The sequence below is a fragment of the Marinobacterium jannaschii DSM 6295 genome, assembly GCF_000620085.1.
Lineage (GTDB): Bacteria > Pseudomonadota > Gammaproteobacteria > Pseudomonadales > Balneatricaceae > Pontibacterium > Pontibacterium jannaschii.
Genome location: NZ_JHVJ01000003.1, coordinates 74,153 through 91,238 on the forward strand (window position 1 = coordinate 74,153; position 17,086 = coordinate 91,238).

Sequence of the window (17,086 nt, forward strand, 5' to 3'; positions counted from 1 at the left end):
AGTTGAGTGTAAAAAATAGTAAGAAAGTTGTTGCGTAACAAAGTGTTAGGTTTATAATACGCAGCACTTAACAGGACTATAGCTCAGTTGGTTAGAGCGCTACCTTGACATGGTAGAGGTCGGCAGTTCGAATCTGCCTAGTCCTACCAGAATTTGTAAACAAAAACAGCGAGTTAGCGAAAGCGGCTCGCTGTTTTTGTTTGTGGCTTAGGTAATTCTGACGGCTGGCCGGTCTATGTATCGGGATATTGTGGGTTTCCGGGAATGCCAGGCTGTGCTGTAGGGCTCTTAAGCAACATAGTTTCTATCTTACGGCCTCTTTGCTGTAGCACCTTACTCTGCACTAATCAGGGGTTTGCGTCACGTCGTCCCCGAACCTCCCGATCTGCGCGCCCGATCGATTTTATATTCTGGCTGTTCAGCGGACAGAGCTGGAATTGTCGTAGTAGAAATTGATTTGAAGCAGGCCTGATGGTACGAAACGTCAAGGTCTTGAAATCTTTCTTTCGTTGCTCAGTCTCAGTCCTGTTTTATCCTAATTCTATCCGCAGCACTTTCTCGGCAGAAATCGTCAACTGTACGCTCGTATAAAAGCTTCCGGGTCTGCAGGATGTGATTGGCCTTGTTTAGACTGAGAGGTCGGTATTAATGGAGTGGTTACTTACAGTGGGTATTCTCGAGCAGCTGGGGCTATTGCTGATCTCTTTCATTGCCAATGGGCTTTCGGCGCTGGCCGGCGGCGGTGCCGGGTTGCTGCAGTTGCCTATATTGATCTTTCTTGGCTTGGGATTCAGTACCGCGCTGGCGACTCATAAGGTGGCTTCGGTGGCGCTTGGGGTCGGTGCGACACTCCGGCATATCCGCGAAGGCAGCATTAGCTGGCGATTTGCGCTATTTATTTTGTGCAGTGGTTTGCCTGGTGTGGTGTTGGGTGCATTTAAGGTGCTGGACTTTCAGGAATCGTTTCTGCTAATTGCGTTGGGTTGCTTGACCGCCGGTTTGGGTATCTATTCGGCGATTAAAAAGGGATTGGGGATGGACGCCCGGAAACTGAATCGGGATGTCCGTGGCTATCTGCTGGGCGGGACTGTGTTATTTGCTATCGGTTGCCTGAACGGATCTCTGACTTCGGGAACCGGATTGTTTGTAACGCTCTGGCTGGTGAGATGGTTTGGGCTTGATTATAAGCAAGCCGTCGCCTACACCCTGATTCTAGTCGGACTTTTCTGGAATGGCGCGGGCGCTATAGCGCTGGTGCTTCAGGTTCAGCCTGTATGGGATTGGCTGCCTGCATTGCTGGCGGGAGCGATTATCGGGGCGTATACGGGGGCTCATCTGGGGCTAAAACAGGGAAACGTTTTCATTAAACGTGTTTTTGAAGCGCTTACTCTATTGGTCGGCTCTAAATTGATATATGACGGTATATCTCAGTACCTGATGTGATGGTGTGTGATCTCCGAGGCTGAATCGGCGCCAACAGCTACATGCCTATTTTACAGTGACCTTCCCGCCAACGATTTTAAGTGCAGGGACGCCCCTGATCAGTGTTTCACGCGCATACATGCAACCGCAGTTCGGGCAGATGCCAGGGCTAAGCGTATAGTCGTCGACTATTCGCTCGACAAAGCATTTGATCAGAGAACCTTTCCCGCCTTTTCGGTACTTTAGCAATTGGCTACGGCACTTATTGCAGTATATGTTGACTGTCTTGTCCGGGCCTTTCTTGTTTGGTTTTGCCATCGGGATTCCTTTGTATCCGGTCACTCTGCTACTGTCGGCTCTCCCTGTTATATAGAGGGATAGCTGCCGACTCCGAATCGATATTCTACAGGAAATTGTAGTAGGTCCCGAGTAGCCAATTTGTTTGAATCAGAAGGACTCTGCTCCACTCATTCTGAAAATTTGTGGTACCCTGTGTAGCGGTTTCTTCAACGAGGAAGCTAACCACTAAGGTATCAGTGGTCATTGTCTTCGCATTCATCTAAACGTATGGCGGGGACCCATCCTACCAGGCATATATCTGGCTCGATAGCACCGTGGGGACAAGGCGTTATTTCATGATTGTATTGCGATTCTTATCTTGGGTTACTTTGCTAGCCTGTATGCAGGTGTCCGCCGTGCATGCCAATGAATGGTCAGTAGCACCGAATACCAATGACGGAAAGCGCTGGCAGGTTGCCTACTATGAAGGCGGCGATTATCAGGATTACCGCAAGGTACTTGTAGCCACCCTGAATGGGTTGATGGATCTCGGCTGGATAGAGCCACAGCCTTTACCTGATCCGGATGGGCATGATTCAAAAAGTCTGTGGATGTGGGTGGTCGATAATCTGCAGAGCCAATACCTCTCATTCAGGAAAGATGCATATTATTCAGCAGAGTGGGATGTCGAACAGCGCGCAGATAACAGTCGCCGCTTTCTGCAGCGCCTGATACTCCAGAAAGATATTGATCTGGTTCTGGCCATGGGAACCTGGGCCGGCCAGGATCTGGCCACGTCCAGGCATAGCACTCCGACTCTGGTCCTGACTGCCAGTAATCCGATCACCGCTGGTATTATCAAAAGCAGCAGTGAATCGGGACTGGATCACCTGCACGCCACAGTCGACCCGTCACTTCACTCCCGCCAACTTCAGATTTTTCACGAACTGGTGGGTTTCAAGACCCTCGGTATGGCCTATGAAGATACTGTGAGTGGTCGGAGCTACGCTGCCGTGGATCAGGCTGAGACACTGAGCTTCGATCTTGGATTTGAGATCGTGCCTTGCTTTACCAAAAGCGATGTCAAAGACCAGGCAGAGGCTGAAGAAAGTGTCATTGCGTGTATGAAGGAACTGTCTTCCTCTGTAGATGCGATCTATGTGACAGTTCAGGGAGGGGTAACTAAGCGTAGCATTAACGAGATAGTGGCTATTGCCCTGGAAGCGCAGGTGGCAACTTTTTCGCAGGGGAGTTCGTCTGAAGTAAAAGCGGGCGTGCTATTTAGTCTCGCCATGGACGACTTCCGTGGGGTTGGGCGGTTTGAGGCGGAAAATATGGCCAAAGTATTTAACGGGGCAAAAGCGGGTCACTTAAGGCAAACTTATGAGGCGCCGCCGCGGATCGCAGTTAATACCCGTGTGGCTGAAGTTATCGGCTATAATCCCCCGCTACTGCTTTTGGGGGCAGCGGATGAGCTCTATGAAGAGATCGTTCCCTTTCCTTGATTGTGATGACCATTGTCGGGCTATTGCGTGTTGAGCCTGTGATTTGTTTACCGTGAGCGTTACCGCTATCGCTTAGCTCAGACCTATGACCGACAGAGGGTAACAGGTCTTTCAATTGGTTTAAAAAATCAGGTAGCCCCATCAGTCTTCTGTGCCTGTCTGCTTGCCCAAGAGATTCTGCATTAGAGCCTTTGTTCGAATAGCGAATTTATATCTCCAGGCGAAACCCTTGTACGCCGGAGATGTTGCCTGTCTGAGGAAGGGGCGGGGCGATTACGGCTTCCTTGGGCTGATATTGATTTGAAAGATTAGCTGAATTATTTGTATTTCCTCCTTTTGGTTTCTCTTGTTCTCCTTATTTATATAACCATATGTTTTTAGTGGTTTTGTGGTGCTGAGGCGTTTCGTTTTGAATGGACTCTCTGCTCTCTGCCAAAAAACCGTTGTTTCATGCGGCTATATTTTCGGTGAGGATTGCTCCGATTTTTTAATTTTTCCGGCGTTACAAGGGCTTACCTCAGATCAGATATATGTCTTGCCGCTGTTAACTATCAACTGCTTTTGGGTCGATATATGGTTGCAGTTTGATCTTTTGTTCTTGGTTTTATCGGTCGTGCGCGCTAGGTTTTAAGTCAACGCTAGTTGATTAAACGCTTGTTTTACTTTGCAGGTCCGGGCAGGGTACTATCGCAATAGCTTTGCTCGGATCATGGCTATTCGGGAAAATTAATTCTTAGTTGTCGCGTTGATTTATGCACATAGACTGGCTAATTACTGACTATGAATTAAATTTAATATTCTGTAGAGTTTCACTCGCCCCAATTGCAATAGGTCAAAAATCTTATCTGTACGGAGCTGGTTGAGAGATGGGCCGCAGCAGGGTGCTAAATGCCTGATTCAGGGCACTATATCGTAAATGGAATACGGCTGTTCAAGTGGCCGGTAGTTACATGGTAATAGGCCGATGTTGAAAAAAATTCCCTTTGTAAAATTAACATCTTGTGGGAATAACTTCGTTATTGTTGATGAGACAGATAGCGAAATACTCACCGAGCAAGAAAAGTCAGGCTTTGCGACGTTAGCGACGAGCACCAGCTTTGGTGTAGGTTGCGACAACCTCTTGATTATTCAGCGCTGTACGGAAGAGACGCTCGCTTCAATACAACAGAGTCGTCGCTACTGGAATGCCCCGCCATCCGGTGGAGAAGCCGATTTTCTGTTTCGTATGTTTGAACCGGATGGAAGTGAAGCACTTTGTTGTGGCAACGGACTGATCTGTGTCGCGAACTATTTGTTTGAACAGCAGGGTATTGAGTCTGCCAGCATCCTCACTGAAATCCCTCTAGGGACACCGAAGGCAATATCTATCGGCTCCGTCGCGGTATCAAATGAAGGGTGGGCTAATCTGGGAGAGCCGCGTCGCTCGCCTGAAGAGTTAGTGATGCCTGGCACCGCAATTCCGTATGGGGAGTCCATTTGCGAGCTTGCTGGTGTAGATATCGGTTTTCGATCTGCTGACCTGGCACCCTACACCAGTGCTTCGAATCTGAAACTCTCTGGTTATCTGGTGTTTACAGGTGAGCCACATTTTGTTGTGTTTCCTGATACCGGGTTTTCCTCTCCGGAGCTTGCAGACTACATATTTGGAGAGAGCGCATCCGGAGAGCCGGTGTCTGAGTTAAAACGCCGAAGCTTCGGGACTTTTCTGATTGAGCACATTGGCAATTATATAAACAATAACTATCGACAGCTGTTTCCTGCCGGGCTGAATGTTAACTTTGCGCGCGTCAAACCCTCCGGGATCGTTGAGAACAGGTGTTACGAAAGGGGCGTATTTAAGGAAACGCTTGCCTGCGGAACCGGGGCATTAGCTGTGTCTTATGTAGTACAGCAAGTGATGAAAACCGGCGCGCGGGACATGACGGTATATCCGCTTCGATGTCGTTGGGATGATCCGGAGGCCGCAATTCGAATTAAGCAAACTTCGACAGGGTGGTTGCTAAGTACTAAACCTGTATTGCTGTTCGAAGGGGTCTACAGAATGATGGCAAGCAGTTCTTCAGGTGAGGATATTCCCGTCACTGAGGGGCAGTTGACATCATGATAGGAGAAGAATCGGGTATGGGGTCTCTGTGGAAGGGCAGAATCACCGCGATAATGATCGCCATGATGGGATTGGCTGTTTGCTCTGTCTTGGTTTTTGCTTCGTCCGAGCTCCTATTTCGTTCGGTTAATCTAACCATAGTACGATGGGATCTGATCGTATCTCTTGCTCTTTCTGCAGCAGGAGCGCTTAGTGTGCTACTACTGAGTTTTATCTTGCTGGACAGCTTCAAAAACTTCACTTCATTTAGGCTCCTGAGGGGCAAACCGTCAGGTCGGTTGGCCCTTCCTGTTCTGATTTCTCAGATTTCATTTGTAGTTTTTTTTACTGTTGCTATCAGTCAGGGATTTCATGCCGACTTGTCACGGCAACTTCAAGATAAGATTGTTCAGGTTGAGTCTGGCTGTGCAGATCCTCTGGCAGAATGCTTACGCCAGGCGGATCCGGCCGTTTTCTTTGGTGCAAGTCAGGTTTATGTGGAAGAGTCTTCTGAGCAGTCAGGTCACTCCAGTCAGAGTGGTTCGGCTATCTCAATTACCAGCGGGGCAGCGCCTGACAAAGAGCCAGGGTATTTTTCTAAGCTGGCTTCGTTCCCTGAGATTACTTTTGATTATGTGCATCCAGCAGGAGCGCCGTATAAACAGCGGGTTGTTAGTCTTGAGGCGGGACATCTTGAAGTTTACTGGCATACTTTCCTTGCCGCGATAGCAACGGCGGCAATGATAGCCAGCCTGATCTGTATTGAGCTATCTGTTCTGGCGTCAGCCAGAGCAAGGCGTCATGAGAAAGCCATTTCAGCCGAAGTCGGGGCTGCTGATTATCGGCTGATGCGACCAGCGATTTTTGTGTTCCTGTTTGGTGTTGACCTTTCCATGGCATTTATCCCGCTTTATACGGAATCCCTATTCGAGCCGATGTTCGGATTGTCCAGGGATGTGGTGATGGGGCTGCCAATTTCATTTGAATTCCTCTGTGTCGGTATTGCAATACTTGTAGCCGGAGCCTGGTTCGACAGGCGCGGATGGCAGGAGCCCTTTTATGTGGGCTTGGTTCTGGCGGGTATTGGTGGGATCTGTTCCTGGCTGGCTTCCGATGCACTCGAATTTATTCTCTCACGTGGGTTAGTTGGCTTCGGCTACGGGCTGGCTCAGCTTTCATCCCATGGCTTTGTGATAAAGAATACGGACGACAAAACTAAAGCGCAGGGCTTATCACACCTTGCAGCAGGCCTCTACTCGGGAAGTATTTGTGGTGCTGCTGCTGGCGCTGTCATGGCGGACTACTTTGATTATGAGGTTGTGTTTGCCGTATCTGCCGTAACCATTTTTAGTGTTTTACTATATGGCTTTGTCTGCCTGGGTCCGAAACCTGTTTCTAAGCAAGAACACTCTGGTGCAGTTGCCGTTTCAGCCGGCACCGAACGAGGTGCCCTGTGGAGTTATCTGAAAGACCGCGGTGTGTTGGCGGCAATCTTTTTCAGCAGCATGCCCGCGTCAATCGCCGTCGTTGGTTACCTGAACTACTTCAGTCCGGTCTATCTGAATCGGATCGATATCAGCGAGTCAACCATTGGCCAGGTGTTAATGCTGTTTGGTATCTGCCTTTCCCTGGCGGGGCCCTATCTGGGTAAAGTCATTGATGCTACGGAAAATAAAAAGGCGGTCATCGTGGTTGGCAGCCTGATTGGTAGTGCGTCCTTTCTGAGCTTTGCTGTGTGGGATGGACTGCCGGCGGTGGTGTTAGCTGTCTTGCTGTTGGGAGTTTCAAACTGTCTGGTGTTGTCTGCCCAGAGTGTCTACGTGTTAAACAGGCCGGTTTCGAAAAGGTTAGGCTCTGGAAAGGCGCTGGCAATATTCCGATCGACAAGCCGAATTGGTCAGATGCTGGGACCGATTATCTTTGCCTGGATAATTTTGTCAGATCAGCCAGTGGTCGGTGTTTTTTACTTCGGAGTGGCATATTTCTTAGCTGCTGTTATGTTTTTAGTAGTCGCTGGAAAAGATCGTGAGTCGATGACCCTGGCTACGGAGAGTTAGAGAGAAGATGGAGATATCAGTGGAGACGTCACGAATGAGCGATCCGAGCGAGAGCCTGCTTGAGCACTATATGGGCTTGATTCGCGAAAAACTGCCGGTTGTGGATCGAACGTTAAGCGACTACGGACATCTTACGATTGATGAATATCTTGATGTCATAACAAAAACTCCCTCTGCTAGCTACCAGCCCTCTGATGACTTTGCTGAGGCTGTCTATGATTGTGCTGCTCCGCTTCTGGGAGAAGAAACAGCTTTACTGGTTCGGAACGAATTACGGCAAAGCCCAGTTGTGTTGACGGCAAATCATCATGGAGTTGATTACTTTGCCCAGTCAGTTCAAGGCACGATGATTTTTAGTCAGCGAAAACTGCCTTCCGGGAAAAAGGCTAAAACTATACCGGTGTTGGCCTGCGGAAACATTCCTCTCAATAATCTTACCTATCCAAGAGGGATAATGGCTTACGGGCAGAATTCCACGGTTTTGAAAATACCAATCTTTCCGAAAAGAAAGCAGGCTCAATTGGTGTTTAGAATGAGTGCTATTAATTCTGAAGATTTGAGTCGAGCATGCAAGTATGTTAGTCGAATGGTTGCTGATGGTGAAGTTGACATTGAAACTGGACAGGCTATCCGACGGATTATTCTTGAGCACTATTCTAATGAAGACGTCGTTTCACTGGGTAGTTATTCTGATCAGGCAACTGTTGTCAATTCCAGGTTATGGGATAGTGCTTTTAAAAAAGATTTTTCAAGTAGGCTTGTCTATATACAGCAAGAAGATGTAGTTAATCGACTGCTTCTAAAAGATCTTAGAAACCCTGAAAGCTTAGCTTCTATAGTTATTTTTAATAAAAGTATTCGTGATAATGTTATTGAAGATTTGAATGGCTGCCCTGGATGCTGGAACTTGGATCAGCTAAATGATCGCCTGAATGGAAATGATACCCCTACAGGTAGCGGAGGGTCTGCAGGTAGTTTTATGTTCTGGCTTCTCGATGAGAAAGGGCGAAGAGTACCTCTTAACTTTCATGAAGAGGCGGGTATAGCGTTTCTTCATGGAGTCAGTGATGCTGGTGGTTTTCATACAGTTAAGTTTGATGTCGACACGATACAGGGACTCATTGAAAATAAAACTCTAATACCCACAAACTTTCTAGCTTTTCTTATAATGTCATTTTCCCGAGGCGTTAACTGTTTAGGAGGATACTATCAATCATACTACTTAACCCTATATAAAGAAAAGTTACTTGCTGTTTTTGAAAATTCTGCGGATTATTCGGAAGTGGTTAAGTTTCTTCTAGAAGTTCCAAGTGATAGCTACCTATCAGGAATGCAGCTTTATTCTAAGGGTAAGGATTGTGAGGAAATATATTCGCTAAATGGAATGGTGGAGTTCTATAAAAAATCATTGCAAGGAGAAAGCGTGCATAAGGGATATTTGGATATAACCGTTTCTGATGCACATATTGCATCTATAATGGATACTGTATTCGATGTCTGTAAAGGATCTCTAAGCGAAGACGTATACTCTGAATTGAAGTTCAGTCTGGATGACTATTTTTGTTCTGCCCGTAACTGATCTTAAGTTTATTTACTGGAGGGAGTATGTTGAGGATACTAATATGTTTGGTTGTTTTCTGTTGCTCTCTGGGGCCGGCTTGGGGAGAGCAGTCTACTCCTATGTCAGGTGATAAGTGGGCGGTGGCTTATTATGAAGGAGGAGAATATAAAGATTATAAAAGTGAGTTCCTTGCTACAATTAAAAGCTTGATGCAAAGAGGCTGGATCGAGGAGAAGGCAATACCGAAATTTGATGGTGATAGTACTAAAGAATTGTGGAGTTGGCTTGCATCCTCTGTGAAGTCTGATCACCTGAAGTTTCTTAAAGATGGCCACTATAGCGCTGATTGGAGCGAAGAAACTCGGGAAAAAACAAGAGGCGCGCTGATAAATAGGTTGAGCTCTGGTGAGGAAATTGATTTATTGATTTCAATGGGGACCTGGGCAGGGAAAGATACGGCTAACAGCAAGCATAAGGTTCCAACGCTAGTACTGTCGGCAAGCGATCCTCTAGCAGCTGGGATAATAAAGAGTGTAGAAGATTCAGGTTATAGCCATGTTCACGCAACAGTCGATCCTCATCGGTTTCGACGTCAAGTTGAGATATTTCACGAACTTGTGCAGTTTAAAAAACTTGGTGTTGCATATGAAAACACTCTAAGCGGACGTAGTTATGCAGCTATAGATGATCTTGAAGGTTTGGCAAGAGATAGAGGGTTTGAGTTGGTTTCTTGTTTTACTGAAAGTGATATAAGTGATAAAAACCGCGCTGAACAAAGTGTTGTTGATTGTTTTGAATCGCTGTCTGATTCGGCTGATGCTATTTACGTGACGAATCAAGGTGGAGTGAATAAAAATAGTATCCCTAAGCTTGTTGGTGTGGCAATTTTAAACAAGGTTCCTACATTTTCTCAGTCTGGTTCCGATGAGGTTAAGTATGGATTTCTATTTAGTTTGTCGCGAGCAGCTTATAAGTATCTTGGAGATTTTCATGCTAAAACAATTGAGCAAATAATTGCTGGGGCTCAGCCTGGTGATATAGCGCAGCTGTTTGAAGAGCCTCCGAAAATTGTTATTAATTTGAAAACAGCAGAGCTCGTCGGCTTTGATCCTCCTTTATTGTTGCTGGGTGCCGCGGACGAAATATATAGGGAAATATATGCTCCGGATTAATGTCTATTGCATTAATGTTGTGTTATTTGTGTTGTTTATATGCATCTCAATGATGGGTTATGCCGGTGATAATCTTGAGTCGAATCAGGAACGTTTACGTGTCGCCTATTATCAAGGTGGAGACTATGGAGAATACAATGATTATCTAAAGGCCATGGTAAGTGCTTTTTCTGACACTGGCCTTATTGATCTTGATGGCGAGCTTAGCTCGCTTTCAAGCTTTAAACTTTGGAACGAAGTCTCAGTTAGAAGCAGAGGCGGGAAACTGGAATTTATTCAGAATGGCTTTTATAGCAGTGGCTGGGATGCAAAGGATAGGCTGCGAGTAAGAGACGAGATCAGGAGCAGAGTCAGGTCTAAGTCTGATATAGATCTGATCATTGCCATGGGGACATGGGCTGCTAAAGATCTCGCTGGATATGTAAGTGATATACCTATACTTGTGGTTTCAAGTAGTAACCCGGTTGAAGCAGGTATAGTAAAAAACCAGGCGAAATCTGGAGTTTATAATGTTTTTGCTCATGTTGACCCAAATTATTATGAGCGGCAGATACGCTTGCTTTACCGTATATTTCCATTTAGAAAGTTAGGCATGATTTATGAAGACAGTACCTTGGGTCGAAGCTATTCTGCGATTGAGAAAATTAGGAGTGTTTCTGCGCAGCTGGACTATGAATTGATAGAGTGTCATGCAATTAGCGATACACCGTATCAGGAGCAAGCTGAGAAAGAGGTTGTTGATTGTTTTGAGTATCTATCGAAGCATAGTGATGCTATTTACATTACAGCCCATGGCGGAGTATCTGAAAACAGCATTCCGATTCTGTCGAAAATCGCTAGGGAAAATAGGGTGGTAACTTTATCTGAAGTAGGAAAAGATGAAGTAAAATATGGGTTCTTGTTAAGCCTGTCCAGAGTGGATAAATATAACACAGGAATTTTTATAGCAGAGAGTATAATCGAGTATATGAATGGGGTTCCTTTGAATGAGTTGGACCAGATTTTTCAAGAAAGCTTGAAAATGTCTATAAACCTAAAAACAGCTGAAGAGATAGGTTTATACTTGTATGCGGATACCCTGGCTGCTGCCGATAAAATCTATTATGAAATTGAAGCACCCTGAAAGGACTCTGGATGTTTAGTTCTCTTAAGTCGAAGTTTATTCTACTGCTGATCATCATGATGACGGCAACTGCTTCTGCTTTGCTCTATTTTACCAATAGAGATGTTGGAGAGGCGGTATCTAAGGCTGAAAAAGCTTCGGCACAAAATGTGTTGCAGTTAGTCGAGCTCAATATCAGGGCCGGTTATAGCCGACTGGTCTCGGATAAAATTGAGATCCTGCGAGGGTTGGATAAGGAGCTTAAACGGGTCTCTTTGGTGAGTGCATCTGCGGTGAGTGGTTATGCTGCCAGCAGCCGCTCCGGAGATCTGTCGGAAGCTAAAGCACAGGCTTTGGCGTTGCGTTGGCTTAACACTATACGGATTGAAAAAGGAGAGGTGTTTCTTTTTCAACGGGACGGAAGAATTCTTGGCCATAGTGAAGACGGCCTGGATGGAGCCTCGCTGGCGAATGTGCGTGACCTTAAAGGACGCCGGCTTGAGGTGGTTATGCGGGACGATCAGCTTTCTGATAAAGGTGATTCAGCCGTTTTTTACTGGCACAAACCGGATGACGCGGTTGGCGGAAAGTATATGGGGCATTTTCGTCCTATTGAAGGCTGGCCCTGGACGCTTGGCGTAATTCTCAACTTTGATGATATTGAGAAAGAGAGCCGAGCCAAGATGGATGCAATTCTAGATGGTCTGACAAAGACCTTCTCTCGTATTCAGGTTGCCGAATCGGGATATGTATTCCTGTTTAGTGGGGATAATAAAATACTTATTCCTCCTTCGGGCATGACGTTGCAGGAACGAAGCTTCGTTGAATTGGGAGAGCGGTCTGTTGGATTGCTGGAACAGCTCAAAAGAACGACCGGCAGGGATGAAGTCCCGTCTGTCCGCTATGATGATCCCCTGATTTCAGGTGCGAGAAATGTTGAAACCTTTGTCAGCTATTTTAAGGCCTTTGACTGGTATCTTGCAGTGGTCGTCCCCGTGGCTGAGATCCATGCGCCAGCCAAGGCTCTGATCAAAAGGCACAGTGCGGTTATCGGCCTGGTATTTCTGATTAGCGTTATCGCAGCAATCATGATTGTTGCCCGGATATCACGACCTTTAAATCAACTAACAGATTACGCTAAGGCGCTCCCAGCGCAGGACTTTGCCCAGGAGGACTCGCTTCGCGGAGGTATTGCTACTCTGGCAGGCAGTTCGAAGGATGAAGTTGGCAGACTCGCTGAGTCGTTTGTGTTTATGGAGTCTGAAATAAGGCGGCGGATTCTGGAAGCGCAACGTGAGAAGGAAGTTGCCGAGGCAGCCAGCCGTGCCAAAAGCGAGTTTCTTGCCACCATGAGCCATGAGATCCGGACTCCGATGAACGGAGTACTGGGTATGACTGAGCTGGTCCTGGATACAGAGCTGGCAGATAACCAGCGAAGATTCATGGAATCCATACGTTTGTCGGCAGATGGTCTGCTGACGATTATCAACGATATCCTGGATTTTTCTAAGGTTGAGGCAGGCAAGCTCCGGCTCGATAAAGCGCCTTTTGAACTGAGGAACCTGGTCGAGGATCTGGGGCTGTTGTTTGGTTCCCGAGCTCATGAAAAAGGAATTGAGCTCGCTTGTCAGGTGCCTCCTGACCTGAATGACCAGTTGTATGGAGATGCCGGTCGTCTACGGCAGATCCTGACTAATTTAATCGGGAACGCCATTAAGTTTACTGAGAGCGGTGAGGTTTCTGTTGCTGTCAGGATGCTTCGGCAGTCTGAAGACCAGGTCGCTCTGATATTTGAAGTATCTGATACCGGCATCGGTATTCCGGTTGACCAGCAGCAGCGTATCTTTGACTCGTTTTCTCAGGCCGACAGTTCCACAACGCGCAATTTTGGCGGTACAGGCCTTGGCCTGGCAATCTCAAAGCGGTTGGTTGAAATGATGGGAGGGGAAATAGGTCTCGATAGCCTGGAGGGAAGGGGATCGCGTTTCTGGTTCTCTGTAACCCTGCCGGTCGCTGCGCCGGTTGAGGTGAAATGGGAGATTGAAGATCCTGCCCGGGTATTGATCGTCGAAGACCGGAAAACCCTCAGAGATACGCTTCATATTTATATGACAGCCCTGGGATTAAGGCCGCAAAGTGTCTCGACCAATCCTGAAGCATTAAGGGTGTTGCTGGAATCTCATGCCGTAGGTGATCCGTTCAGGGTGGTTATTTTCGATAGCGCAGATCAAACATCTGAACAGGACAATTTGCCGGTTACGTTAAAAAGTACCCCTGTGTTGGCGCGGATTCCTCACATTGTGCTTAGTGGTGGAGGGGAGTTGCTTACCGGTCCGGGGGATGAAACAGGCCAGTTCATTCTGACGAAGCCGGTTAAGTTGATCGAGCTGAAGGAGGTGTTACTGGCAGCGCTGGATAAGCCGGTTGCTAAAACGGTCGTATCGGCATCTCGGATTGATCAGGATAAAAAACTGGAAGGCCGGGTGTTGCTGGTTGAGGATCATCTGGTTAACCAGAAAGTCGCGCAGGCAATGCTGGCTAATATGGGGCTTGAGTCTGATATTGCCTGCAATGGGGTTGAGGCGCTGGCCTGTTTCGCAGACCAGCAATATGACCTGGTGTTAATGGACTGCCAGATGCCGGTGATGGATGGCTTTGAAGCAACAAAAGCTATCCGTACTCAGGAAAGCAAAAATGGCCTGGCTCACACACCAATAGTGGCGTTGACTGCGAATGCATTACAGGAAGATCGTGAACGCTGTCTCGCCGTTGGTATGGACAGTTATCTGGCAAAACCGTATAACAAACAACAACTTCATTCTGAGGTTTATCGCTGGCTAGGCGGTCAGGATAAAGCAGCCGAGGAGTCGGATAACGGCAGCGAAGAGATCCGGCAACCGGCGGCAGCCGGAAATCCGCTGTCGCAAGCGGTACTGACACAGCTGCAGGGACTTGAACCCAACGGCGATTTTTTCCAGCAACTGGTCGATGCTTATCTGGAGCAGTCGCTGGCTAATTTGTCTGAGTTACAACGTAGTGTTGATGCGGGGTCGGCTGACGCAGTTAGAGCGGCGGCCCACAGCTTTAAATCCAGCAGTGGCAATATGGGAGCGCTTGAACTGGCTGACCGTTGTCGTGAACTGGAAATGGCAGCCCGTCTTGGCAACCTGGAAGAAAGCGGTCGTCTGCTTGAGGCGATCAGGAGTGAGTATGCAAGGGTAAGCAATGCCCTTGATGGAGTAGTAAGGGGCGAGCATGCAAGCGATTCACTCACAGGGTAAAGAAGACGCACGGGTTCTGGTTGTTGATGACGATATAACAGCGAGGATGTTGGCGAATAAAGCGCTGATTACTCAGGGCTTTGAAGTTATTCTTGCAAATGATGGTGTTTCTGCAATTGAGATGTTCCAGACCCGGCGTCCCCATCTGGTACTGATGGACGTGGATATGCCCGGTCTGGATGGTTTCCAGGCCTGTAAAAAGCTCAGGGAACTGCCTCACGGCAAGATCGTTCCTATCTTAATGGTCACCGGGCAGGATGATCTTGATTCCATCGAATCCGCCTACAATGCGGGCGCAACTGATTTTGTTCCGAAGCCGATTAACTGGCGGATTCTGGGCCACCGCTTGCGTTATATGCTGAGGGCGAGCGAAGTACGCACTCGCCTTGATGAACTGCAGAAAAGTGAAACCCGACTCGATAATGCCCAGCGTATTGCCGGGCTGGGGAACTGGGAATGGAATCGCGCGACCGGGGAGATCTACTGGTCTGATCAGATGTGCCACTTTCTGGGGATCGGCGTGAATGATCAGGAGAAAACCCTGGCGCGTTTTCTCGATAATGTGCCACCGTTTCAGCGTTCTGCCGTTCAGCACTGGTTTGAGGAAGCCGTATCTGGCTCGGACCAATCCGAAATCGTCCATCGGCTGTTGCAGAGTGATGGCTCAGAACTGCATGTACAGCATCAGATTGAAGTCTATGGTGATGACTCTGAGGTTGCGCTGGTTTCCGGCACGGTGCTTGATGTTACCCAGCTGAAACAGGCCGAGGAGCGAATCCTGCAACTGGCCCATTACGATCACCTGACTGGTTTGTGTAACCGGGTGATCTTCAAAGACCGGGTGACCCGAGCTGTTGCACGGGCACAGGCTGAAGGCCATATCGGTGCAATACTGTTTCTGGACCTCGATAACTTCAAGCGTATTAACGATACATTGGGGCATGTCGTCGGCGATATGCTGTTGAAGGAGGTATCCCGCCGCCTGACAAACAGCGTACGTGCGGTCGACCGGGGGGGTGACCGCGAGCTGAATCACCACGTTATCTCCCGCTTTGGCGGTGATGAGTTTACGGTGCTCCTGGCTGAGATTCGCAGGCCCGATGATGCCGCCCGGGTGGCGCAAAGAATTCTCGATACCATCGGCCACACCATGACGCTGGGCGAGCATGAGGTGGTCATTACCCCGAGCATCGGCATTGCTCTGTTCCCGGAGCATGGCTGTGATGTCGATGGTTTGCTGCAGAACGTTGATACTGCCATGTACAGCGTAAAGAATTCCGGTCGTAACAACTACGAGTTCTTTGCCAGCTCCATGAAAACCCTGGCGGATCGGCGCCTGACTATTGAAAACAGTCTACGTAAGGCATTGGACCGTGATGAGCTGAGGCTGCATTATCAGCCACAGATCGATCTGCGCAGTCAGCAGATTATCGGAGTCGAAGCACTCCTGCGCTGGACCAGCCGTGATCTTGGACCTGTATTTCCTGACGAATTTATTCCGATCGCAGAAGAGACCGGACTGATCTCTCCGATAGGCGAATGGGTGATGCGAACCGCCTGCAGCCAGGCGAAGGCCTGGATTGATGAAGGTGTCGAACCGCTTACCATGGCGGTGAACCTTTCCGTCAGCCAGTTCGTCGGCCAGGATCTGACCGCGCTGGTATCAGATGTATTGCAAAGCAGCGGATTGCCTGCCGATGCACTGGAGCTTGAGATAACGGAAAATATGCTGATGGATGATGTGGCGGGAGCGGTTGATGTGCTGCATAGCCTTAAGTCACTCGGTATAAAGCTGTCCATCGACGATTTTGGTACAGGTTACTCCAGCCTGAGTTACCTCAAGCGCTTTCCGATTGATAAGCTCAAGATTGATCGCTCCTTCGTTACTCATATCGTGTCTGATAGTACGGATGCAGCCGTGACTAAAGCGATTATCGCGATGGCTCATAGTCTCGGATTAAGAGTCACAGCAGAAGGGGTGGAAAATCAGGAGCAGAAGAACTTCCTGCAAAGCCGTGGTTGTGACGAAGTACAGGGTTATCTCTATAGCCGCCCGCTTCCTGCGGAAGAAGTATCTGATCTTCTGAAGCTGCACCTTTTCGAAGGAACCTGAGGTGGAACGCCGATAGGGTGGGGGAAATCAACGGTGATTAATGCAGTCGAGGATTGCGAAGTGCAATCCCCGGCCCTGCCGATAAGGATTTCACAACCCTATCGGGCAGTGGAGATAGATAGCCACATTCGGGTGGCGCGTTAAAGCACCTATTACTCGTTATCTATCCATACCCAGCGTAGCGGCTCACCGAAGTCATCATAGATGATTTTCTTACGGGGTTTACGGCGGGGCCTGTCCGCACTGACGGGTGCCGATTTACTACGACGGGCATCGATTCTTGCCAGAACGCCATTCACTGGTGTTCTCTCCTGCGGAGGCGCAGAGAATCCCATATTGCGGGTGTTATATTTGCCATCGACGAGGCCTGTGGCCCCCATCTCACACTGGGAGATCGATCCCCCTTTGTTGAGAAAGGCCTGCACCTGATTATTCAGTTCTTCGCGCAATTCGGCTTTGGTTGGATGTTTTTTCATCACAATATTATGGCACGGAATTCTATTACTGACAG

General features: G+C 48.1%; 10 protein-coding genes and 1 tRNA gene. 10 read left to right on the forward strand and 1 reads right to left on the reverse strand.

Annotation, left to right across the window (positions count from 1 at the left end; genetic code table 11):
- The first annotated feature begins 72 nt into the window (after nt 1-72).
- The 10 genes from Q354_RS0100295 to Q354_RS0100345 all read left to right on the forward strand — a co-directional run bounded on the left by Q354_RS0100295 (nt 73) and on the right by Q354_RS0100345 (nt 16,575).
- Nucleotides 73-149, forward strand: a tRNA-Val gene (locus tag Q354_RS0100295).
- A 499-nt stretch (nt 150-648) separates the two neighbouring features.
- The gene (locus tag Q354_RS0100300; protein WP_036228126.1) at nt 649-1,443 is read left to right on the forward strand and encodes a sulfite exporter TauE/SafE family protein; all 795 of its coding nucleotides are present in this window, start codon (nt 649-651) and stop codon (nt 1,441-1,443) included.
- Nucleotides 1,444-2,036: 593 nt separating this feature from the next.
- Nucleotides 2,037-3,206: an ABC transporter substrate-binding protein gene (locus Q354_RS0100310; RefSeq protein WP_245600955.1), complete on the forward strand. Its 1,170-nt coding sequence runs from the start codon at nt 2,037-2,039 to the stop codon at nt 3,204-3,206.
- A 964-nt stretch (nt 3,207-4,170) separates the two neighbouring features.
- Entirely contained in the window at nt 4,171-5,310 is a 1,140-nt protein-coding gene (locus Q354_RS24070) for a diaminopimelate epimerase (RefSeq protein WP_051559765.1), read from the forward strand.
- Entirely contained in the window at nt 5,307-7,346 is a 2,040-nt protein-coding gene (locus Q354_RS27085; protein WP_051559766.1) for an MFS transporter, read from the forward strand. Before Q354_RS24070 ends, Q354_RS27085 begins: the two co-directional genes overlap by 4 nt.
- A 34-nt stretch (nt 7,347-7,380) precedes the next feature.
- Complete coding sequence (locus Q354_RS0100325; protein WP_156948097.1) at nt 7,381-8,925, forward strand: hypothetical protein; 1,545 nt, start codon at nt 7,381-7,383, stop codon at nt 8,923-8,925.
- A gap of 101 nt (nt 8,926-9,026) precedes the next feature.
- Entirely contained in the window at nt 9,027-10,079 is a 1,053-nt protein-coding gene (locus Q354_RS0100330; RefSeq protein ID WP_245600956.1) for an ABC transporter substrate-binding protein, read from the forward strand.
- A gap of 49 nt (nt 10,080-10,128) precedes the next feature.
- Entirely contained in the window at nt 10,129-11,202 is a 1,074-nt protein-coding gene (locus Q354_RS24080) for an ABC transporter substrate-binding protein (protein WP_169828843.1), read from the forward strand.
- 11 nt (nt 11,203-11,213) lie between these two features.
- A complete protein-coding gene (locus Q354_RS27090) occupies nt 11,214-14,462 on the forward strand; it encodes a cache domain-containing protein (RefSeq protein WP_051559768.1) in 3,249 nt (1,082 codons plus the stop codon).
- A complete protein-coding gene (locus tag Q354_RS0100345) occupies nt 14,437-16,575 on the forward strand; it encodes a two-component system response regulator (RefSeq protein ID WP_036228131.1) in 2,139 nt (712 codons plus the stop codon). The genes Q354_RS27090 and Q354_RS0100345 overlap by 26 nt, the downstream gene beginning before the upstream one ends.
- 152 nt (nt 16,576-16,727) lie before the next feature.
- Here the strand turns inward: Q354_RS0100345 and Q354_RS0100350 are convergent, their stop codons facing one another.
- On the reverse strand, nt 16,728-17,051 hold the full coding sequence (locus Q354_RS0100350; protein ID WP_027855869.1) for a hypothetical protein: 324 nt from the start codon (nt 17,049-17,051) through the stop codon (nt 16,728-16,730).
- Nucleotides 17,052-17,086 lie beyond the last annotated feature (35 nt).

Excerpts from the sequence above, each read along its gene's own strand:
- Q354_RS0100300 (WP_036228126.1), top strand. The coding sequence starts at position 649 with ATGGAGTGGTTACTTACAGTGGGTATTCTCGAGCAGCTGGGGCTATTG.
- Q354_RS24070 (WP_051559765.1), top strand. The coding sequence starts at position 4,171 with ATGTTGAAAAAAATTCCCTTTGTAAAATTAACATCTTGTGGGAATAAC.
- Q354_RS27085 (WP_051559766.1), top strand. The coding sequence starts at position 5,307 with ATGATAGGAGAAGAATCGGGTATGGGGTCTCTGTGGAAGGGCAGAATC.
- Q354_RS0100325 (WP_156948097.1), top strand. The coding sequence starts at position 7,381 with ATGAGCGATCCGAGCGAGAGCCTGCTTGAGCACTATATGGGCTTGATT.
- Q354_RS0100330 (WP_245600956.1), top strand. The coding sequence starts at position 9,027 with ATGTCAGGTGATAAGTGGGCGGTGGCTTATTATGAAGGAGGAGAATAT.
- Q354_RS24080 (WP_169828843.1), top strand. The coding sequence starts at position 10,129 with ATGATGGGTTATGCCGGTGATAATCTTGAGTCGAATCAGGAACGTTTA.
- Q354_RS27090 (WP_051559768.1), top strand. The coding sequence starts at position 11,214 with ATGTTTAGTTCTCTTAAGTCGAAGTTTATTCTACTGCTGATCATCATG.
- Q354_RS0100345 (WP_036228131.1), top strand. The coding sequence starts at position 14,437 with ATGCAAGCGATTCACTCACAGGGTAAAGAAGACGCACGGGTTCTGGTT.
- Q354_RS0100350 (WP_027855869.1), bottom strand. The coding sequence starts at position 17,051 with ATGAAAAAACATCCAACCAAAGCCGAATTGCGCGAAGAACTGAATAAT.